This window comes from Clostridia bacterium (genome assembly GCA_017620395.1).
Classification (GTDB): domain Bacteria; phylum Bacillota; class Clostridia; order Oscillospirales; family RGIG8002; genus RGIG8002.
The window spans coordinates 45,995-67,424 of record JAFZQJ010000027.1; the positions used below are offsets into that span (position 1 = coordinate 45,995).

19 protein-coding genes and 1 tRNA gene are annotated in these 21,430 nt (G+C 54.9%); 16 read left to right on the forward strand and 4 right to left on the reverse strand.

Annotation, left to right across the window (positions count from 1 at the left end):
* Positions 1-17: 17 nt before the first annotated feature.
* Positions 18-473, reverse strand: coding sequence for a methylated-DNA--[protein]-cysteine S-methyltransferase (locus J5441_06060; GenBank protein MBO4934712.1), 456 nt, complete (start codon positions 471-473; stop codon positions 18-20).
* A gap of 120 nt (positions 474-593) precedes the next feature.
* Between J5441_06060 and J5441_06065 the strand changes: the two genes are divergently transcribed.
* The 5 genes from J5441_06065 to J5441_06085 all read left to right on the forward strand — a co-directional run bounded on the left by J5441_06065 (position 594) and on the right by J5441_06085 (position 6,039).
* The gene (locus J5441_06065; GenBank protein ID MBO4934713.1) at positions 594-1,688 is read left to right on the forward strand and encodes a hypothetical protein; all 1,095 of its coding nucleotides are present in this window, start codon (positions 594-596) and stop codon (positions 1,686-1,688) included.
* 172 nt (positions 1,689-1,860) lie between these two features.
* Complete coding sequence (locus J5441_06070; GenBank protein ID MBO4934714.1) at positions 1,861-3,108, forward strand: DUF512 domain-containing protein; 1,248 nt, start codon at positions 1,861-1,863, stop codon at positions 3,106-3,108.
* The gene (gene der, locus J5441_06075; protein ID MBO4934715.1) at positions 3,090-4,418 is read left to right on the forward strand and encodes a ribosome biogenesis GTPase Der; all 1,329 of its coding nucleotides are present in this window, start codon (positions 3,090-3,092) and stop codon (positions 4,416-4,418) included. Before J5441_06070 ends, der begins: the two co-directional genes overlap by 19 nt.
* Positions 4,418-5,050, forward strand: a complete 633-nt coding sequence (gene plsY / locus J5441_06080) for a glycerol-3-phosphate 1-O-acyltransferase PlsY (GenBank protein MBO4934716.1) — start codon at positions 4,418-4,420, stop codon at positions 5,048-5,050. The genes der and plsY overlap by 1 nt, the downstream gene beginning before the upstream one ends.
* A gap of 2 nt (positions 5,051-5,052) precedes the next feature.
* Positions 5,053-6,039: an NAD(P)-dependent glycerol-3-phosphate dehydrogenase gene (locus J5441_06085; GenBank protein ID MBO4934717.1), complete on the forward strand. Its 987-nt coding sequence runs from the start codon at positions 5,053-5,055 to the stop codon at positions 6,037-6,039.
* Positions 6,040-6,109: 70 nt separating this feature from the next.
* Here the strand turns inward: J5441_06085 and J5441_06090 are convergent, their stop codons facing one another.
* On the reverse strand, positions 6,110-6,295 hold the full coding sequence (locus J5441_06090) for a 50S ribosomal protein L28 (protein MBO4934718.1): 186 nt from the start codon (positions 6,293-6,295) through the stop codon (positions 6,110-6,112).
* A gap of 159 nt (positions 6,296-6,454) precedes the next feature.
* Between J5441_06090 and hprK the strand changes: the two genes are divergently transcribed.
* From hprK to J5441_06120, 6 genes are all read left to right on the forward strand, one after another.
* On the forward strand, positions 6,455-7,414 hold the full coding sequence (gene hprK, locus J5441_06095) for an HPr(Ser) kinase/phosphatase (GenBank protein MBO4934719.1): 960 nt from the start codon (positions 6,455-6,457) through the stop codon (positions 7,412-7,414).
* Positions 7,411-8,364: an ROK family protein gene (locus J5441_06100; protein MBO4934720.1), complete on the forward strand. Its 954-nt coding sequence runs from the start codon at positions 7,411-7,413 to the stop codon at positions 8,362-8,364. The genes hprK and J5441_06100 overlap by 4 nt, the downstream gene beginning before the upstream one ends.
* 70 nt (positions 8,365-8,434) lie before the next feature.
* Complete coding sequence (gene murB, locus J5441_06105; GenBank protein ID MBO4934721.1) at positions 8,435-9,274, forward strand: UDP-N-acetylmuramate dehydrogenase; 840 nt, start codon at positions 8,435-8,437, stop codon at positions 9,272-9,274.
* 1 nt (position 9,275) lies between these two features.
* Positions 9,276-10,124: an RNase adapter RapZ gene (gene rapZ, locus J5441_06110; protein ID MBO4934722.1), complete on the forward strand. Its 849-nt coding sequence runs from the start codon at positions 9,276-9,278 to the stop codon at positions 10,122-10,124.
* Positions 10,125-10,134: 10 nt separating this feature from the next.
* Entirely contained in the window at positions 10,135-11,019 is an 885-nt protein-coding gene (gene whiA, locus J5441_06115) for a DNA-binding protein WhiA (protein MBO4934723.1), read from the forward strand.
* The gene (locus J5441_06120; GenBank protein ID MBO4934724.1) at positions 11,016-14,528 is read left to right on the forward strand and encodes a DNA polymerase III subunit alpha; all 3,513 of its coding nucleotides are present in this window, start codon (positions 11,016-11,018) and stop codon (positions 14,526-14,528) included. The genes whiA and J5441_06120 overlap by 4 nt, the downstream gene beginning before the upstream one ends.
* Here J5441_06120 and sigK read toward each other — a convergent pair.
* Both sigK and J5441_06130 read right to left on the reverse strand, forming a co-directional pair.
* Positions 14,512-15,213: an RNA polymerase sporulation sigma factor SigK gene (gene sigK / locus J5441_06125; GenBank protein ID MBO4934725.1), complete on the reverse strand. Its 702-nt coding sequence runs from the start codon at positions 15,211-15,213 to the stop codon at positions 14,512-14,514. The genes J5441_06120 and sigK overlap by 17 nt on opposite strands.
* Positions 15,214-15,275: 62 nt before the next feature.
* Positions 15,276-15,590, reverse strand: a complete 315-nt coding sequence (locus J5441_06130; GenBank protein MBO4934726.1) for a hypothetical protein — start codon at positions 15,588-15,590, stop codon at positions 15,276-15,278.
* Positions 15,591-15,778: 188 nt separating this feature from the next.
* Between J5441_06130 and J5441_06135 the strand changes: the two genes are divergently transcribed.
* From J5441_06135 to J5441_06155, 5 genes are all read left to right on the forward strand, one after another.
* Entirely contained in the window at positions 15,779-18,058 is a 2,280-nt protein-coding gene (locus J5441_06135) for a transglycosylase domain-containing protein (protein ID MBO4934727.1), read from the forward strand.
* Positions 18,059-18,192: 134 nt separating this feature from the next.
* Positions 18,193-18,268, forward strand: a tRNA-Lys gene (locus J5441_06140).
* A gap of 364 nt (positions 18,269-18,632) precedes the next feature.
* Complete coding sequence (locus J5441_06145) at positions 18,633-19,700, forward strand: Fic family protein (GenBank protein ID MBO4934728.1); 1,068 nt, start codon at positions 18,633-18,635, stop codon at positions 19,698-19,700.
* Entirely contained in the window at positions 19,697-21,196 is a 1,500-nt protein-coding gene (locus tag J5441_06150) for an SAM-dependent DNA methyltransferase (protein ID MBO4934729.1), read from the forward strand. Before J5441_06145 ends, J5441_06150 begins: the two co-directional genes overlap by 4 nt.
* Positions 21,193-21,411 (forward strand): hypothetical protein, encoded by a 219-nt coding sequence (locus J5441_06155; protein ID MBO4934730.1) that lies wholly within the window; start codon positions 21,193-21,195, stop codon positions 21,409-21,411. The genes J5441_06150 and J5441_06155 overlap by 4 nt, the downstream gene beginning before the upstream one ends.
* Positions 21,412-21,430: the final 19 nt, after the last annotated feature.

Consider the following 21,430-nt stretch of genomic DNA (forward strand, 5'->3'; position numbering starts at 1 on the left):
TCTGCAGGTAAACAATATCAGAATATCGCGCGTTCGAGACGAAGCAGGTATTCCTTCTTTTCAACTCCGCCGGCGTAGCCGACGAGGTTGGCGTTGACTCCTACAACTCTGTGGCAGGGAACAATTATCGCGACCGGGTTGTTGTGACACGCCATACCCACCGCGCGGGCGGCGCCGGGCTTTCCGATAGCTGCGGCGATCTCGGAGTAGGCTCGCGTCGCGCCGTAGGGGATCTTCAGCATCTCGCGCCTTACCGCGAGCGCGAAATCGGAGCCGTCTTCGGCCAGCGGCAGGTCGAAATCCCTGCGGACGCCGGCGAAATACTCCTTCAGCTGTATCTGCGCTTCGATAAGCAGACGGCTTTCCCGCGCTTCAACGGCTTCGCCGTTATAATAAGACAGTTCGCATACGCGGCCGTCCTTTTCCGCGATAAAAAGTCTGCCTACGGGACTTTCGAAAACCGCTGCGTTCATTCTCTTCACCTCCGCCGATAATATTATACCGCACTTTCGCCGTCCTTTCAACCGCTTTGTAGCAAACGCGGCCCCGTAAGAATAGAATATCATATAAAAGCGGAAGCGGGGAGTGTTATTATGAATCACGGTGAAAAAAGCACGCATTATTTTCTCGGCGCAAACAGCGGCGAGGGTTTCGTATCAAGGTTCGACGAGCTCGACTGTATGCTCGGGCTTAATAGAAAGATCATCATCAAAGGCGGTCCCGGAACGGGCAAATCGCGCATGATAAGGCGCGTCGCGGAGCATTACGAGGGGATGGGAAAGGCGGTTGAGTATATCCACTGCTCCTCCGATCCCGACTCGCTCGACGGAATAATCGTCGACGAGCTCGGCGTATGCGTCGCCGACGGCACCGCGCCGCATATTCTCGAAGCCGACCTGCCCGGCGTGCGCGACAGCATCGTCAACACCGGCGATTTCTGGGACGAAAAGGCGCTCGCGGCCGAGGCGGAAGCCGTCGCCGATCTGCGCAAGCGTATCAAGCACGAGTACAACTCCGTCTATCGCTCGCTCAAGGGCGCGGAGCGGCTGAAAAGCGACAATTTCAACATAGTAGACGCGGGCGTGAAGCGCGATAAGTTAAATGGCTACACACAGCGGCTGATCCGCAGGGAGATACCTTTCTCGGATAACCCGTCGCCGTACTATTACCGGCGTTACCTTTCCGGCATAACGCCTCGCGGCGTGCTGGTTTACTGGAACACCGTCCGCGCGCTCTGCGACAGGGTTTACGCGCTCAACGACGAATACGGCGTCGGCAGGTATATCCTCGAAGAGCTCCGCGCGGCGGCGGTTATGCGCCGGCAGAACGCGATAGTGTGCCTTTGCCCGCTTTACGAGGGAGAAGTCGCGGAGCATCTGCTGCTTCCGGATCTGCGCCTTGCGTTCGTGACGTCGAACGAATACCACGCGTTCCCCGGCGAACCGTACAAACGCATAAATATGCAGCGGTTTTACGATAACGAAAACGTCCGCTCGCACCGCAACCGGATACGTTTCAACAAAAAGACAGCCGCCGCGCTGATCGGGAAGGGATGCGAGACGCTTGCCGGCATAAAGTCGATGCACGACGATCTTGAACGCCTCTACACGAGGACGATGGATTTCGCCAAGCTTGAGGGGCTCACGCGCTCGGTGATCGACCGTCTCGACGCTTTCGTCGGAGAATAGGAAAATTTTTGCATTATCTATTGAAAGAAACGTATATAGTATGCTATAATAACAAACGGAGTAATATGCCTGCAGAGCGATCTGCGCCGGAAGTGAAACAATGTCCGTAAAGGTTGCAAAAGTGAATAAGCATACACCGGCGTATGAAGCGGGAATCCGCGCCGGTGCGCTTTTGCATAGAATAAACGGGCAGGAGATAAACGACCGCCTCGACTACGATTTTTACTCCTCAGACGAGGACCCCGTATTTGAGTTCGAGCAGGACGGCGAGCTTCGCGAGGTAACGCTCGAAATGGACGAATACGGCGACGCGGGGCTTGAGTTCGACACGTATCTTATCGACTGCCAGCAGCATTGCAAAAACAAATGCGTCTTCTGCTTCATAGAGCAGAACCCTGCCGGTATGAGGGACGCGATTTACTTCAAGGACGACGATTCGCGCATGTCGTTCCTCGCCGGCAACTACATAACGATGACCGCCGTTGACGACGCGGAGCTTGAGCGGATGATCCGGTACAAGCTGAACGTCAACGTTTCCGTCCACACAACCGAACCGGAGCTGCGGGTGGAAATGATGAAGAACCCCGCCGCCGCGAAGATAAACGACCAGCTCAAAAAACTCGCGGACGGCGGCGTGAAGATGAACTGCCAGATAGTGCTCTGTCCGGAAATAAACGACGGAGCGCATCTGGAACGCAGCGTGCGCGACCTCGCGGCGCTTTATCCTGCCGTACAGAGCGTCGCGGTTGTGCCGGTGGGACTGACGGAGCACCGCGGCGGACTTTCTCCGCTGCGGCTGAACACTCCCGAAGAAAGCGCCGCCGTGATAGACTTCGCCGAGAGCTTCGGCAGGGAGTTCAAAGCGAAGAACGGCACGAGCTTCGTTTTTGCCGCGGACGAGTTCTATATCAACGCGGGCAGGGCGATACCGCCGGCGGAGTACTACGAGGATTATCCGCAGTACGAAAACGGCGTAGGAATGCTCGCTTCGCTCCTTGACGAGTCCGAAGCGCTGATCGCTTCGCTCACCGAGGGGAAAAAGAAGGCGACGGTGAACGTCATAACCGGCGTCGCCGCGGCGCCATACATAAAGCGCGTGCTCGAGGAGCTGCGGGCGAAATGTCCGCGTCTCGAATACGCCGTCCACGCGGTGAATAACGACTTTTTCGGCAGGAGCGTGACCGTCGCCGGTCTCGTTACCGGCACGGATATATGCGGCCAGCTCGCGAAGCTGAAGCTCAGGGGATACGTTTTTATCCCGGATACGATGCTTCGTTTCGAAAACGATATGTTCCTCGACAGCATGACGCTGAAAGAGGTTTCCAAGCGCCTCGGCGTGAAGGTCCGTCCGGTTCCCGCGGCGGGCGCGGCGCTGGCGCGTGAAATTGCGGAGGTATGCGGATGCGGAAGTATATGGTAGCCGTCGTAGGCAGACCGAACGTGGGCAAGTCCACGCTTTTCAACAAGCTTACGGGCAAGCGGATCTCAATAGTTGAAGACACCCCGGGCGTTACACGCGACCGTATTTACGGCGAGTGCGAGTGGCGCGGAGTGGTTTTCGACCTTATCGACACCGGCGGTATCGAGCCGTCGGCGGAGGACGTCATACTCGCGAATATGCGCGCGCAGGCGCTGATCGCCATCGAGTCCGCGGACGTGATAATCTTTATGACCGACGTGCGCACCGGCGTTACCGCCGCGGACGCGGAGATTGCCTCCATGATAAAGAAAGCGGGCAAAAACGTAGTCCTCTGCGTCAACAAAGTCGACTCCGTCGGCAGCGTTCCGCCCGAGGTTTACGAGTTCTATTCGCTCGGTTTGGGAGATCCGTACCCGGTTTCGTCGGTCCACGGCTCCGGCACCGGCGATATGCTGGACGCGGTGTTCGAATATTTCCCGACGCTCGAGGGCGAGTCGGACGAGGACGATATGATAAAGGTCGCGCTCATCGGCAAGCCGAACGTCGGCAAATCCTCGCTTCTCAACCGCCTTGCGGGCGAAGAACGCGCCATCGTTTCCGATATAGCGGGCACTACGCGCGACGCAATCGACTCCCGCGTGGAGAACGAATACGGCAAGTATCTCTTCGTCGACACCGCCGGACTCCGCCGCAAGTCGAAGGTCGACGCGGATATAGAAAAATTCAGCGTTATGCGCACGCAGCTCGCCGTCGAACGCGCCGACGTCTGCGTCATAATGATCGACGCCGAGACCGGCTTCACGGAGCAGGACGCGAAGGTCGCGGGCGTCGCTGTAGAAGCGGGCAAAGGGCTCATCGTTGCCGTCAACAAATGGGACGCGGTCGAAAAGCAGACCGGCACGATGAAGGAATACGACAAAAAGCTCGCGGAAGGTCTCTCGTTCATGCCTTATGCGCCGTATATCTACATATCGGCGAAGACGGGACAGCGCTGCGACTCGCTTTTCCCGCTGATAAACGAAGTCGCGGAGGAGTGCGCGCGCCGCATCACTACCGGACGCCTCAACGAAGTGCTCGCAGACGCCACTACCCGCGTCCAGCCGCCGACGGACAAGGGCAAGCGTCTGAAGGTCATGTATATGACTCAGTCCGGCACGAAGCCGCCGACCTTCGTTATATTCGTCAATTCCAAAGATTTATTCCATTTCTCGTATCAGAGATACATAGAGAACCGGCTGCGCGAAGTCTTCGGCTTCAAGGGCACGCCGATAAGATTCGTCATAAGGGAACGTGAAAAGGAGCAATTCTGATGTTTTATCTGAAGCTCGCGGGAATCGCGGTACTTGCTTATCTGCTGGGAAGCCTGTCGTTCTCGATAATAGCGTCCGACGTGATGGGTGAAGAGGATATCCGCAAAAAGGGAAGCGGAAACGCCGGTCTTACGAACGCCATACGCACCGGCGGAACGTGGGTGGCGATAATGACCTTCATCGGCGACTCGCTGAAAGGAGTCGGCGCGATTTACGCCGCAAAGTGGATAATGAGCTCCGACCCGACGCCTTTTGCCGTCAATTGGGGAATGTACGTCGCCGCCGTAGCGGTGGTGTTCGGGCATATTTATCCTGTCTTTTTCCGCTTTCACGGCGGCAAGGGAGTGCTTACGTCGGCGGCGGTCGTGGCCGTTCTGGACTGGCGCGCCCTTCTGGCGCTGCTCGGAGTCTTTCTGATAGTGTTCATTATCAGCGGCATAGTGTCGCTTTCTTCGCTCGTAGCCGCGGTACTGATCCCCGGCGCGACGGTCGTCTTTAATTCGGACGGGTTTTATTACTCCATAATCTTTATGACGATAATCGCCGTAACGATCATCGCCGGACACAAAAAGAATATAGACCGTATTATAAACGGTACCGAAAAGAAACTGTTTTACAAAAAGGAGAAGTAACGATGGCTGCGATAACCGTTCTCGGCGCCGGAGGCTGGGGAATAGCGTTCGGCATAATGTGCCGCAAAAGCGGCAACTCCGTCACGCTCTGGACGCCATTCGATCAGGAACGCGAACTGCTGCTGCGCGAACGCGAGCATACCGCGCTGCTCGAAGGAGTCAAAATCCCGGAGGAGATAGAGATAACGTCAGAGCTTTCATCCGTTTCGACCGCGGATATAGTCGTTATCGCCGTGCCTTCGTCAGCAGTCAACGAAACGGCTGCGCGGATAAAGGGAATGATAAAAGAAAACGCCGTCCTCATCTGCCTCTCGAAAGGCCTTGACGGCACGCGCTTTATGCTTATGCACGAGGTTATAAAGGAGCAGCTGCCGGATTGCAGGCTCTGCGTCGTTTCCGGTCCGTCTCACGCGGAAGAAGTCGCGCGCGATCTGCCTACGGCGGTCGTCGCCGCTTCCGAAGACGAAGAGGTGGCGAAATACGTTCAGCGTCAGGTCTCCTGCGACACGTTCCGCATTTACACCACCACCGACGTTATCGGCGTCGAAACCGCCGGTGCGATAAAGAACGTCGTCGCGCTCGTCGCGGGCGTGCTCGACGGAATGGGCTACGAGGACAATACCAAGGCCGCGCTTATGACGCGCGGCATGAAAGAAATCTCCGACCTCGGCGTCGCGATGGGCGGCAGGAAGACGACCTTCCTCGGTCTTGCCGGATTCGGCGACCTTATCGTTACCTGCACGAGTATGCACAGCCGCAACAGGCGCGCCGGAATACTAATTGGGCAGGGTTGTTCCGCAGAGGAAACGCTGAAAAGGATCGGTATGACCGTCGAGGGCTACGCGACTACGAAGGCGGCGTACAACTTCGCCCGTGAAAAGAACGTGGAAATGCCGATAGTCACGGAAATGTACCGCGTGCTTTACGAAGGCAAGGATCCGCGCGTTGCGCTTACGGATCTACTCAACCGCCCGATGAAGGCGGAATAGGGGAGGAGCGCAAAATAAAAAATCCAACCGCGTAAGCGATCGGATTTTTATCTTGTGTTTGGAGCGAGCGTCAGACTCTCTCGACCTTTCCGGAACGCAGGCAGCGGGTGCAAGCGTAAACGTGAGTCGGAGTGCCGTTCACCATAGCCTTGACGCGTCTGATGTTGGGCTTCCAGGTCCTGTTGGATCTGCGGTGAGAGTGGGAAACTTTAATTCCGAAAGTGACGCCTTTATCGCAAAAATCGCATTTAGCCACCAAAAACACCTCCTAATGAATTCGCAACTTTGCTATTATAACAAAGGTGTTCCGAAAATGCAAGAGTTTTTTTCAAAAAATTTCACTATTATAATTTGATAAAACGAAATCGCTTAAAAAACCGGGCCGCCGACGCGTCGGCGGGGAACGGAGGATAATATGCCCGCAAACAAAATTGTGCCGCTCAGGCACGTAATCGACGAACTCGGTCTGCGCGTGATATACGCGCCGGAGTATTACGGAAAAACGGAGATAATCACCTCCGAGATCAACCGTCCGGCGCTGCAGCTCGCGGGATTCTTCGAGGCCTACGACCCCAACCGCATACAGATCGTCGGAATGGTCGAAACGATCTACCTGCGCGACCTCGATCACGAGGCGAGAGCGAAAAGTATTGACGGTCTTTTCGCCGCCGGACTTCCGCTTCTCGTCGTGACGCGCTCGATCGAGCCGTTCCCGGAGATGATCGAAGCGGCGCAGAAATACGGCGTTACGCTCGCGCAGTCCGCGGCTACTACGTCGGAGTTCACCGCCGCGCTCATAAGCTATCTTAACGTCGAAATGGCGCCGTATATCAATCAGCATGGTGTGCTCGTTGAGGTCTACGGCGAAGGCGTGCTGCTTCTGGGCAACAGCGGCGTCGGTAAGAGCGAGACCGCGATAGAGCTCGTCAAGCGCGGACACCGCCTTATCGCCGACGATTCCGTCGAGATCAAGCGCGTTTCTTCAAAAACGCTCGTCGGCACCGCGCCGGAGATCATCCGCCACTATATCGAGCTGCGCGGCATCGGCATCGTCGACGTCCGCCGCCTGTTCGGTATGGGCTCGGTCAAGCTGACCGAAAAGATCGACCTGGTCGTCCATCTCGAGCCGTGGAGCGAGGACGTGGTCTACGACAGAATGGGTATGGAAACGGAATACACGAGCATCCTCGGGATCAACGTGCCGTCCGTGACGATACCGGTCAAGCCCGGACGCAACCTCGCGATAATCGTCGAGGTCGCGGCGATGAACAACAGACAGAAAAAACTCGGCTACAACGCCGCCGCGGAGCTTGACGCGAAGATCACCCGCGGCAGCCGCGAAGCGCAGATGCTATCGGAGATGAACGAAGTATGAAAAGAATAGGCATAGACCTCGGCGGCACTTACATAAAAGCCGGTATAACCGACGAAAACAACGACATAATCTTCAGAGGGGAAGCGCCCACCGGTCTGCCTTGTCCGGCGGAGACCGTCGCGGATAACGTCGCCGCGCTCGTCAAAAATCTCACGGCGGACGCCGGTCTCACGCTCGACGATATAGAGAGCATCGGAATGGGCAGCCCCGGCACAGTCGACTGCGATCACGGCATAGTGGAATACGCCAACAACCTCGGCTTCCGCGACGTGCATTTCTCCGATATGCTCCGCGAACGCATCGGCAAGCCGCTTTATATGGGCAACGACGCGAACGTCGCCGCCTACGGTGAATACGTCAAGTGCGGCGAAAAATACACCTCATTCGTTTTCATCACGCTCGGAACGGGCGTAGGCGGGGGAATAATAATCGACGGCAAGATTTACACCGGCTTCAATTTCGCCGGCGCGGAGCTCGGCCACATAGTTATCCAAAAGGACGGTTATCCCTGCACCTGCGGCAGAAAGGGCTGCTGGGAGAGCTATTCCTCTACCAACGCGCTTATCAGAATGTGCCGCGAGGAGATGGCGAAGGATAAAAACTCCGCGCTCTGGCGCCTCTGCGGAGGCGACGAAGGCAAGGTCAGCGGCAGAACGGTCTTCGCCGCGGTTGCAGAAGGCGACGCAGCGGCAAAAGCCGCGCTGAAGGTCTTTATCGACTACCTCGCCTGCGGTATCGCGAGCGTAATAAACATCTTCCAGCCGGAGGTGCTCTGCATAGGCGGCGGCATCTCTGCGCAGGAGGAATACCTAATCAAGCCGCTGAAAAAGGCGGTGGAGTCCGAAACCTACGGTATGGGCGGCGGCAAGCGCACCGAGATACGCGCCGCCAGGCTGCTCAACGACGCAGGGATCATCGGAGCCGCCGCGCTCGGCGATATCTATAAATAGAATCATTCGGAGGAAAGCCTTGGAGCTTATTAAACGCTTTCGGACAATCAAATACCTTACCGACGAGCCGATGAGCCGGCACACGACCTTCCGCACGGGCGGTCCGGCAGATCTTATGCTGCTTCCTTCTTCCGTCGCGGAGCTTTGCGAAGCGCTCGCGATCCTTCGCGAAGAAGGAGTGACACCGTTCGTTCTCGGCAACGGATCGAATCTTCTCGTTTCAGACAAGGGGATAAGGGGCGTCGTCATCAAGATCGGCGCCGGAATGGACGGGGTGATCGCCGACGGCAGCCGCGTTATCTGCGGCGCGGGCGCGCTTTTGACGCGTTTCTGCACTTTCGCGGCGGAAAACTCGCTTTCGGGCGCGGAAGCGCTTTACGGTATCCCGGGATCAGTCGGCGGCGCGGTTTATATGAACGCCGGAGCGTACGGCTCGGAGATAAAAGATATCCTCGTCAGCGCCGACTATATTGAACCGGACGGCAAGACCGGAACGCTTCACGGCGTCGAGGGATACGGCTACAGGCGCAGTCCTTTCACAGACGGCGATAGGATAATAACGTCCGCCGTTTTCGCGTTGAAGACCGGAAAACGTTCGGAAATCGAAGCGAAAATGGCGGAGATCAAGACGCGCCGGACCGAAAAACAGCCGCTGAATTACCCGAGCGCAGGCAGCGTCTTCAAACGTCCGGAGGGGTACTTTGCCGCGGCGCTTATCGACCAAGCGGGACTTAAAGGAACGACCGTCGGAGGCGCCTGCGTCAGCGAAAAACACGCAGGTTTTATTGTCAACAAAGGCGGCGCGACGACGGATGACATTCTGCGTCTTATCGACATCGTGAAAGAGAAGGTTCTGACCGATTCCGGCGTCGCGCTGGAAATGGAAGTCAGATTCGTGGGGGAGGAATAGAATGGGCAACACGGTATTTATAACGGGTATGTCGGGCGCCGGGAAATCCCGTGCGATAAACGCGCTCGAGGATATGGAATACTACTGCGTGGATAATCTCCCCGCAAGTCTGGCGACCACATTCGCCGACCTTGTTTCGCAGTCGCGGGACAAGCTCTCAAACGTCGCTATCGTTATCGACACCCGCGACGGAGAAAACGTCGGCGTCGAGCTTTCGGCCGCGCTTCGCGAACTGACCGAAAGGGGCATCGGATACAAGGTGCTTTTCCTCGAAGCGTCAACTCCCACTATCGTGCGCCGCTACCGCGAAACGCGCCGCAGGCACCCGCTGGCGCACTCCACCGGAAGCGACGTATCCAACGCGATAGAACGCGAGCGCGAATTGCTTACACCGCTGCGTTCCATGGCTGATTACATCATAGACACGAGCAATTCCACTCCCGCGCAGCTCCGCGAACGCATAGTTTCGCTTTTCTCGACTGAAAAGAGTTCGGGCATGGCGATCTCCTGCGTATCGTTCGGATTCAAGTTCGGCGTTCCCACCGACGCGGATCTCGTTTTCGACGTCCGCTGTCTGCCGAATCCGTTTTACGTTGACGAGCTGAAGCATCATACCGGTCTCGAAGAACCCGTAAAAGAGTTCATTTTTTCTCATAAGTCGTCCAACGATTTTCTTGCCAAGATAATCGATTTCGTCGATTACGCCATACCGCTTTACGCGGAGGAGGGCAAGAGCCAACTCGTTATCGCCATCGGCTGCACCGGCGGCAGACACCGTTCCGTCGCGTTCGCGCAGGCGGTCGCGGATCATATAGGCGCCGAGGCCATACACAGAGATATCACGAAATAGCGGAGCGGATATGTCTTTTTCATCTGAAACCAAAACCGAATTATGTGAACAGTCGCTTGGCGAAACCTGTTGCGTAACGGCTGAATGCTACGGTATGCTGCTTTTTTGCAGAGAATTCGGCGAACGCCGCATCCGTATCGTGACCGAGAGCGAAGCGGTCGTAAAGCGATTTCGGGAGCTTTGCAGGTCGCTCTTTTCTATTTCGCCGAAGAGCTTGCAGAGTCGGGCATCCGGAAAGAATGAAGTCGTAATCTCCGGCGACGACGCCGAACGCATATTCAGCTTTTTCGGCCATGACGAAATGCAGGTATCAACCCGTGTGAACCGCGATATAGTCTTCCCTCAATGCTGCCGCAGGTCGTTCCTGCGGGGAGCGTACCTTACCGGCGGAAGCGTTACCGATCCTAACAGCGCGTATCATCTCGAAATAGCGACGCCGTTGTTCAACCTTTCAAACGACATAGCCGAAATAATGGCGAGCCTCGGCCTTTCGCCGAAGCGCGTAAAGCGCGGAGGCAAAAACGTCGTCTATTTCAAATCCAGTGAAGAGATAGAGGATTTTCTCAACAATATCGGCGCAGGTTCGAGCGCGTTTCGTCTGATGGAAGTCAAGGTCATGAAGGACGTCAGAAACCGCGCCAACCGCCTGAGCAACTGCGACAGCTTCAATATTTCACGCAGCATCAACGCCGGCGTCGAGCAGGCGGAAAAAATACGCAAGACGCTTGAAACAAAGGGTAAAGCGTATTTTCCGCAGGAGCTCCGCGAGCTCGCGCAGATACGCGTCGATAATCCGGAAGCGTCGCTCCGCGAACTCGGCGAAATGCTCGAAAAACCGCTTTCGAAATCCGGCGTCAGCCACAAGCTCAGAAGGATAATGGAGTATACCGAATGACCGATTTCGTCCACCTTCACGTTCACAGCGAATACAGTCTCCTTGACGGCGCGTGCCGCATCAAGGAGCTTGTTTCGCGTGCGAAGGAAATGGGGCAGACGGCGGTCGCGATAACCGACCACGGCGTAATGTACGGCGCGGTCGATTTTTATAAAGAATGCAGAGCGCAGGGGATAAAGCCGATCATCGGCTGCGAGGTCTACGTCGCCCCGCGCACGCGCTTCGACAAAGAGCACGCGTACGACTCAAACTACAACCATTTGATTCTGTTGTGTGAAAACGACGAGGGCTATCACAATCTGATGAAGCTCGTTTCCGTCGGATTCACCGAGGGCTTTTACGTCAAGCCGCGAGTGGACGAAGAAACGCTGCGCAAATACAGCCGCGGGCTAATCTGCCTTTCCGGCTGCATCGCCGGCGAGGTGCCGCAGAAGCTTCTTTTCGGCGACTACGACGGAGCTAAACGCGCCGCGCTGAAGCACCTTGAGATATTCGGCGAGGGCAACTACTTCCTCGAGGTCCAGGATCACGATATGGACGAGGAGCGCCGCGTTCTGCCGCAGCTTAAACAGCTTTCCGAAGAAACCGGCATACCGATGGCGGCGACCAACGACGCGCACTATATCACGAAGGACGACGCGCTGCTTCAGCGCGTGCTTATGTGCGTGCAGATGAACCGCACGCTCGACGATCCGGAGAAGTACGGCTTTCCGACAGAAGAGTTCTATCTCAAATCCGGCGACGAAATGGCGGAACGCTTCGGCGGTTTCGACGGCGCAATCGAAAATACCGTGAAGATCGCCGAGCGCTGCAACGTGGAGATCGAATTCGGCGTTACAAAGCTGCCGTATTTCGTGCCGGAAAACGACGAAACCCCTTACGACTGCCTCTGCCGTTTATGCTTTGAGGGCATGAAGAAACGCTACGGCGATAATCCTTCGAAAGAGATCACCGACCGCCTTGATTACGAGATCAAGACCATAAGCAAGATGGGGTACGTCGAGTATTATCTCATCGTCCACGATTTCATACACTATGCCAAAACGCACGATATACCCGTCGGACCCGGCAGGGGGAGCGGCGCCGGAAGTCTTGTCGCGTACTGCATCGGCATAACCGGCATCGACCCGATAAAATACGGGCTGATTTTCGAGCGCTTTCTCAATCCCGAGCGTATTTCGATGCCCGACTTTGACGTTGACTTCTGCGTTGAGAAGCGCGGGCAGGTCATCAACTATATCTCCGAGAAATACGGCGAAAGCCACGTCGCGCAGATAATCACCTTCGGAACGATGGCGGCTCGCGCGGCGATACGCGACGTCGGCAGAGTGCTCGGAATACCATATTCCGACGTCGACCGCATCTCGAAGATGATCCCGTTCATGACCGACCTTACTACCGCGCTCGCACGCAATAGGGAACTGCGCGAAAAATACGACGAGGGCGGGCAGATAAAGAAGCTTATCGACCTTGCGCTCCGCGCCGAGGGGATGCCGCGCCATGCGTCCACCCACGCCGCGGGCGTCGTGATAACGCGAGGCGAGGTCACGGAGTACGTTCCGCTGATGAAAAACTCCGACTCGATCGTCACGCAATACCCGATGGGGACTCTCGAGCAGCTCGGATTGCTGAAGATAGACTGCCTCGGCCTCCGCAACCTTACCGTTATCGACAACGCCGTCAAGGCGATACGCCGCAAACGGCCCGACTTCGATATCAACGAGATATCCCACGAGGAAAAGCGCGTCTACGATATGCTGTCGAAAGGGCATACCGAGGGCGTATTCCAGCTCGAGTCGGCGGGGATGCGCAATCTGCTTTCGTCGCTGAAACCGGAACATCTCGAAGATATCATAGCCGCCATTTCGCTTTACCGGCCCGGCCCTATGGATTCGATACCGAAGTATCTCGAATACCGCGCGCATCCGGAAAGAATAAAATACGACCACCCGCTGCTTGAGAACATCCTCAAGGTGACGAGCGGCTGCGTGATATATCAGGAGCAGGTAATGCAGATCGTCCGCGACCTCGCCGGCTATTCGCTCGGCAGGGCGGACCTCGTCCGCCGTGCTATGAGCAAAAAGAAAGCGGACGTGATGAAAAAGGAACGTCACAACTTCATCTACGGCAAGTCTGAAGACGAAGACGGCCCTGCCATAGACGGCTGCATCAAGCGCGGAGTCGACGAAAAGACGGCGAACCGCATTTTCGACGATATGATGTCCTTCGCGTCGTACGCGTTCAATAAATCCCACGCCGCCGCGTACGCGATCGTCGCTTACCAGACCGCCTATCTGAAGGCGCTTTATCCGAAGGAATACATGGCGGCGCTGCTGACAAGCGTAATGGGCAGCGCTGAAAAAATCGCCGAATACATCAACGAGTGCCGACGCATAAACATCAAGATACTGCCGCCGAGCATAAACGAGAGCTTCGAGAGCTTCGTAGCCGGCGATGACGGGATCCGCGTCGGGCTTCTTACGATAAAAGGCGTCGGTTTGAAGTACCTCAACGACTGCGTCCGGGAGAGGGAAGCGAACGGCAAATTCAAGTCCGTTTTCGACTTCATAAAGCGCACGTCGAAGTATGAATCGAACAAGCGTGCCGTCGAAAGTCTGATAAAGTGCGGCGCATTCGACGGTCTCGGTGCAACCCGCAAGCAGATGCTGATGAGCTACGAGGGTTATATGTCGCAGGTTTCCGCGTCCAAGAACCGCAACCTCGAAGGGCAGACGTCGCTTTTCGGATATATCGAGCGCAGCGACGATCTTTCGGAGCCGCGGCTTGAAAACGTAGGCGAATACCCGATCGCCGATCTGCTCAGAATGGAAAAAGAAACGCTCGGGCTTTACGTTTCGGGCCATCCGATGAGCGGCTACGAGGAAGCGGTCAAGCGCCGCGGCTGCGCCGATATCGCGCGCGTGCTCGCGGAATCCTCCGAGGAATACGGCGCCATAAGAGACGGCGACGTAGTTTCCGTCGCGGGAATCGTTGCGGAGATAAAGAAAAAAGCCACCAAAAACGGTCAGCTTATGGCGTTCGTAACGCTTGAAGATATGAGCGGACAGATCGAGTGTCTGCTTTTCCCGAATATATTTGAAAAGCTGGCGTCCCGTATTTCCGCCGAAACGCCGTTATACGTCCGCGGCAGGGTAAGCGTCCACGAGGAGGAGGCGGCGAAGCTCGTCGCGAACGAGGCGTCGCTGCTGACCGATCCGGTCGCGCCACCGCGCCGCGCCGCGTACGAAGAGCCGGAAAGGGAAGAGCCGCCGCGCAGGAATATGCGCAGCGGACTCTATCTGAAGGTTCCGTCGAAGTCTTCGCGTGAGTTTGAGCGCGCGATGAAGCTTCTCGCCGTATTCGAGGGCGAAACGCCGGTGTACTTCTACTTCGACGATGAGAAATCGCTGAAATGCGCTCCGCGCAGCAGTTTCGTCAGTTTTAACGGCGTGCTGTTCGACGAGCTGAAAAAGCAGCTCGGCGACGGCTCTGTCAAACTGGTCGACTGACTCCGTCGTTTTCGAGCGTTTTGCGAAGACTAAGCAGCGCCTTTTTTTCTATTCGCGAAACGTATGAGCGCGAGATTTTCATTGATTCCGCGACCTCGCGCTGCGTTCTCGGGCGGCGGTTATCGAGGCCGTACCGCATAACTATGATACGGCGCTCGCGGTCGCTGAGTCCTTGAACGCACCGCCTGAGTTTTTCGTTTTCCATCATCCGCGAGATATTCTCGAACGTATCTTCTTCGCTGCAGATAACGTCGAGCAGCCGGATGGCGTTTCCATCCTTGTCGGTGTCGATCGGATCGTCTATGTAAACCTCTGCGCCGGTCTTTTTCTGTCCGCGGAAAAACATGAGTATTTCGTTTTCGATGCATCTGGCCGCGTAGGTCGAGAGATTTATCCCTTTGTCCGTCTTGAAAGAGCCGATTGCTTTTATAAGTCCTATCGTGCCTATTGAAATCAAGTCGTCCTGGTCTTTGGCGTCCGAATGGTACTTCTTAACGATGTGAGCAACAAGCCGCAGGTTATGCTCTATCAGCGTATCACGCGCAGAGGCGTCGCCGTTTTTCATCCGCTCAAGCGCTTCCTTTTCTTCCTTTTGAGAAAGCGGTTTTGGGAAGAAACCCGCCACGCCGACTTCGAGAGCAAAAAACGCGGCGTTTATCAGCAGAAGCAGTATGCCGTAAAACATTAAACCATCACTCCCGTGATAATAATATGCCGAGGCGGCCGCTTCCGTGCAAGTCCGTTCGCCTATGATGAAAAATCTTCTATCCTGCGGTTGAGCTCATCGTCGTCCGCGGCGTATACGCCGCGTATCAGCGCAAGTCTGTCGCTTTCGGGCAGGGTGCGTGTGTCAACCTCGACAACGGTTAGCGGCTCGCTTATGCCGGGCTTGAACACGCCTATCAAACCGTTGTATTCACGAAGGAAGTAACCGTCAACCTCGGAGACTGTCGACGCGGGCGGCGTCGGAATTGAGGCTGCGCGTTTTGTGATTTGAGGCGTTACCAGCGCCAATACCGCAGAAACCGCAAGAACAGAAGAGAGTATTATTCGTTTTTTCATCAGATCACCTCGGGTATACAATCCTACATACATGGGGTTACAATGCTGTTGATCGGCGCGTAACAGTCGGTTCTGTTATCGTTTTATATTCTGCGCGGAATAACGAAAAATAGTCATTACGAAAAAAACTCTTTCAATTAACATCGCCGCGTGTTATAATATAAGCGTAGAAAGGGGTCTTGTCACGAATGAAGCGATTCCTGAAAAACGTGTGGGATAAGATCAAGGCCTTTTGGAGAATAATCACAAAACCGTTCTCAAAGCTTCGCGCCTGGTGGCGCACCTTCCGCGAAACGAAGGTGGGCAAGGTCGTCAAGTGGGTAGGCAGGACCGTGGGAACGCTTCTTTTGGTACTCTTTTTTACCGGCGTTTTCACCGCGCTTACCGTGCTGATATACATTACGCAGTTTATTAACCCCGATATCGGCATCGATCTCAACAACCTGAGTCTCGCATACACTTCCACGATTTATTACACGGACAACGTCACTGGCGAACCGGTAGTTGAAGAAAAGCTTTATCTCAACGAGAACTGTATATGGGTGGATCTTGAGAACATACCGGATAATCTGGTCAACGCGTTCATCGCTATAGAAGACCAGCGTTTTTGGGAGCACGGCGGCGTCGACTGGAAGCGTACGTTCGGCGCTATCCTGAACACTTTTACCGGAACCGACAGCCGCTACGGCGGTTCCACTATAGACCAGCAGCTGATAAAAAATCTGACGGGCGATAACGAGGTCTCTATAAAACGAAAAATAATGGAGATCGTCAGAGCGACGCACCTCGAGAAGAAGTATTCCAAAAAGACGATCCTCGAGGTCTATCTGAACAGGATAAACCTCGGCAGCACCTACACGGGCGTTCAGGTTGCCGCCAACTCATACTTTGACAAGGATGTTTCGGAGCTTACGCTTGCTGAATGCGCGAGCATCGCGGGCATAACGCGTGCTCCGACGAAGTATAATCCTCAGTTGAATCTTCAGAATAACAGGGACAGAGCCGTCGTCGTCCTCGATCAGATGCTCCAGCAGGGCTACATCACTCCGCAGCAGCACGCGGAAGCAAAGGCTGAGATCGCGGAGCTCGAGGTCCTGCCGAGAAAGAATATAGATCAGCCCGAGTTTATACAGAGCTACTTCACCGATCAGGTAATTGAAGAGGTTACCAAAGATCTGATGGAGCAGTACGGATACGAGAAGAGTCACGCGCAGAACATCGTTTACACCGGCGGATTGAGCATCTACTGCACCATGGATAAGGATATTCAGGATATCATGGAGCAGAAATACGCCGAGACCGAGTTCAACAACGCGACGAACAAATACGGCGAAAAAATCGAATCCGCGATGGTTGTCATGGATTATACCGGCGCGGTTAGGGGCATAATAGGCGGCAGAGAGAAGACGGGCAACCGTGTTCTCAACCGCGCTACGCAGTCGTTGCGTCCGCCGGGCTCGTCAATAAAGCCCCTCAGCGTTTACGGACCCGCGTTCGAGTATTCGAAAGATATCGTGTGGAATCTGGAGATCGAGGATTCACCCGTTGACGGCAAGTGGCCGAAGAATCAGAGCGGCACGCCGTCGGGTGAAATGATAACGGTTCAACGCGGTCTTGCGCTTTCGCTCAACACCATAGCGGTCAGAGTAATGAAAGAGTTTGTGACGACCTCCGTTTCTTATGAGTTCCTTAAGACGAAACTGCATATCACCAGTTTGGTCGACTCGCAGAAGAGGGACGGGAAGACGCTGTCCGACATCGCGCTCGCTCCGCTTGCGCTCGGTCAGCTCACGAACGGCATTTCCGTGCTTGAGTTGTGCGCCGGATATACTATTTTCGGCAGCGGCGGAATGCACGCCGATCCGTACTTCTATGAAAAGGTTGTCGATTCCGCAGGCAATCTTATACTCGAAAAACGTCCGAATGTAACGGAGGCGATCACCGAGCAAACGGCGTTTATTATGAACAAGTTGCTTCAGACGGTCGTTTCGTCCGGTACCGGTACGCCGGCGAAGTTCAAGGGCTTTGAAATCGGCGGCAAGACCGGTACGTCAAACGACGACTGCGACCGCTGGTTCGTTGGATATACTCCGTACTACGTGGCAGCCGCCTGGACCGGATTCGATTCGCCGACTACCGTCAAGGGTTTCCGCACAAATCCGTCGGTAACGATTTGGAAGAAGGTAATGGAAGCCATCCACCAAGGCCTGCCGGCAAAGAGTTTCCCGAAGGCTCCGTCCGGCGTTTACGCCTCGGGCGGCGGCTGGTACAAGAAAGGAACGAAGCCGTACGAACCTCCGGCGCCCGAACCGGAGCCCGAGCCGGAGCCGGAAAGCAGTGCCTCTGAGGAGGCGCCCGGCGGAGAAGGTTCGGTACCCGAGGAGTCGAGCGGGGGAGACGTTGTAGTCGAGAGCAGCTCGCCCGGCGGAGGCGAAGAGCCTGCGACTCCTTCACCTCCGGGAGAGTAGCCCGGTAACGCCGAACGTCAATAGAACGTCAATAAGAGACCAAACGGTTTGTCAGGCTTTTTTGCGTTTGATATACGACAAAAAATGCTTGACAAACCGTCGCTCTGTTGCTATACTATCGTGGTGTGAGTTTTGACCCATTAGCTCAGTTGGCAGAGCACTTGACTTTTAATCAAGGTGTCCGGAGTTCGAATCTCCGATGGGTCACCACCGAAAACGCCCGCGAGCCCTTTATTTATAAGGCTTCGCGGGCTTTTTTGCGCTCGTTTTCACAAGCGGGCAAAAGACCGATTTTACGCAAAAATACGCAAAAAAACGCCCGTTTACGGCAAGAGTTAAACCAAAAGTTATACCACAAGCGAACCCAGCCGACCCTTACCACGACTGGCTTTGCGGGTGTTTGAAATGAAAATACATACAGAGAATGGCGATAATTGTTTCGTTTGTGGCTGATGTTAATTTGATCATTTTTATGCTTGATGATTAAATTAATGTTTGACATATCGTTTTAAATACGCTATAATACTACAGTACAAGAATGAGCAAAAAGACTCGAATTGAACCGGAGACGACGATGAGGTTTTTTGATTACAAAAAAGAATACGAAAAACTCCTGTCAGCCGACATAGTTTCGCTTTTGACGGCGATACACGAATACAAAGGCAAGCTACTCCAAATCACCGGAGATAAAGCCGAAACGCTCGCGCAGCTGGTTGAAACCGCCAAAATCCGAAGCGCCGGCGCTTCGAACGGAATCGAAGGCATCAGCGCTTCCGACGACCGCCTGCAAAAGATCGTCAAAGGAAAGACTCATCCTAAAACGCGAAGCGAAAAAGAAATCGCAGGATATCGCGACGTTCTTTCAACAATCTACCAAAGCTATGAATATATCCCTCCGCGTTCGTCTATGATTCTTCAACTTCACCGTGATCTTTACAAATTCACGGGCTCGCCGACGGGCGGGAGCTACAGAAACTCCGACGACTGCGCCGTTGAAACGGACAAGCAGGGGAGCCGCGACGTGCGTTTTCAATCGGTCGCCGCACCTGAAACGCCGGAGTACGTAGACGCGATTTGCTCTGCGTACGAAGACGCGCTGCGCGGCGGAGAAACCGACGCTCTCGCGCTGATTCCGGTGTTTGTCCTCGATTTCCTGTGCGTCCGCCCGTTCAACGACGGCAACGGACGCATGAGCCGCCTGCTTACGCTGCTTCTGCTATGCCGCGCGGGATACACGGTCGGCAAATACGTCAGCGTTGAACAACTGATCACCGACAGTGCGGAAACGTATCGCGAAGCCCTGCGTGAAAGCTCATACGGCTGGCGCGAAGGCGAAAACGATTACGCGCCGTTTGTCCGCTATTTTCTCAGGATCATAGCCGCCGCATACTGCGAATTCGAAAAACGCGCAGCTCTGATTATCGACGGCGACTATTCCAAACCGGAGAGGATCCGCGAGATCATCAAGGAACGGCTCGGGCCGATCACCAAGTCTGAAATAATGAAAGAATGCCCGGATATCAGTCAGGTCACGGTGCAGCGCGCGCTGAATGACCTGCTGAAAAACGGGCAAATCGCCAAGCTCGGCGGCGGCAGATACACGAAATACGTTTGGGAAAACAGCAAGGAGTCAGTGCTATGATCACAGGCGAACTTAAAAACAGAATAGACAGTCTTTGGGAGATCTTTTGGATGGGCGGCCTTACTAACCCGCTTGACGTTATCGAACAGATCACCTATCTTATGTTCATACGCGACCTTGACGACAGCGACAACCTGCGCGCCAAGGAGAGTGCAATGCTCGGGCTGCCGTATAAGAGCGTTTTTGCGGACGAGGTGACGATCGGCGAGCGCAAGATCGACGGAATCCAGCTCAAATGGAGCGTGTTCCACGACTATCCCGCGGCGCGTATGTACTCGGTCATGCAGGAATGGGTGTTTCCTTTCATCAAGAATCTGCACGGCGACAAAAACAGCGCGTATTCCAAATATATGGACGACGCGATCTTCAAACTGCCCACCCCGCTGATGCTTTCCAAAGTGGTGGACGCGCTTGACGAGCTCTATAAGCTGATGAACGAAACGCAGTCCGCGGACGTGCGCGGCGACGTTTACGAATATCTGCTCGCGAAAATCGCCACGGCGGGCGTCAACGGACAGTTCCGCACGCCGCGCCACGTCATCAAAATGATGGTCGAGCTGATGGAGCCGAAAGCGGACGACGTGATTGCCGATCCCGCCTGCGGGACGTCCGGATTCCTCGTCGCCGCCGGCGAGTTTCTGAAAGAGCGCCGCAAGGAAGAGATCTTTTTTGACAGGATCAAAAAAGACCACTTCATGAACCACATGTTCCACGGCTACGATATGGACAGGACGATGCTGCGCATAGGCGCGATGAATATGATGACCCACGGGATCGATAATCCCTTTATCGAATACCGCGACAGCTTGTCCGAGCAGAATCCGGATAAGGATAAGTATTCGCTCATTCTCGCCAATCCGCCGTTCAAAGGCAGCCTGGACGCCGACGCGGTCTCGGCGGACCTGCTGAAGATATGCAAGACGAAGAAGACGGAGCTGCTTTTCATCGCGCTGTTCCTGCGTATGCTGCGCGTCGGCGGACGCTGCGCCTGTATCGTGCCGGACGGCGTGCTTTTCGGATCTTCAACGGCGCATAAGGATATCCGCAGGACGCTGATCGAAGAAAACCGCCTCGAAGCCGTGATCTCGATGCCGTCCGGCGTATTCAAACCCTACGCCGGCGTTTCCACCGGGATCCTGATCTTCACGAAGACGAACCACGGCGGCACGGATAAAGTTTGGTTTTACGATATGCAGGCGGACGGCTATTCGCTTGACGACAAGCGCAGCCCGGTCGATGCGAACGATATTCCCGATATCATCGCCCGCTTCCGTAACCTCGCGGCCGAGGAGGTCAGAGAACGCACCGAGCGGAGCTTCTTCGTGCCGAAGGAAGAGATCGTCGGCAACGATTACGATCTGAGTATCAACAAGTATAAAAAGACGGAGTACAAGCCCGTCGAATACCCGCCGACGAGCGAGATCATGGCGGAACTCCGGAAGATCGAGAACGAAATCGCCACGGCAATGAATGAACTAGAGGAAATGTTGAAATGAAAAAGAGAGTATTTGACTACATAAAAGAAAACAAGGGATCAGATTTACATGAAATAGCAAAGGCAATAAGCGAGGATGAAATGAAAGTCTTAAAAGCAATCAATGATCTTTCAAATGAAGGGTACATTTGCCTTTGCCCACATGTCCCGCTTAGCATAAATAATTCTGATAGTTGCAGATATATGGCAATTAAAAAAGATTACACGGAAAAATAAATTCGGATTTGTAGGGATG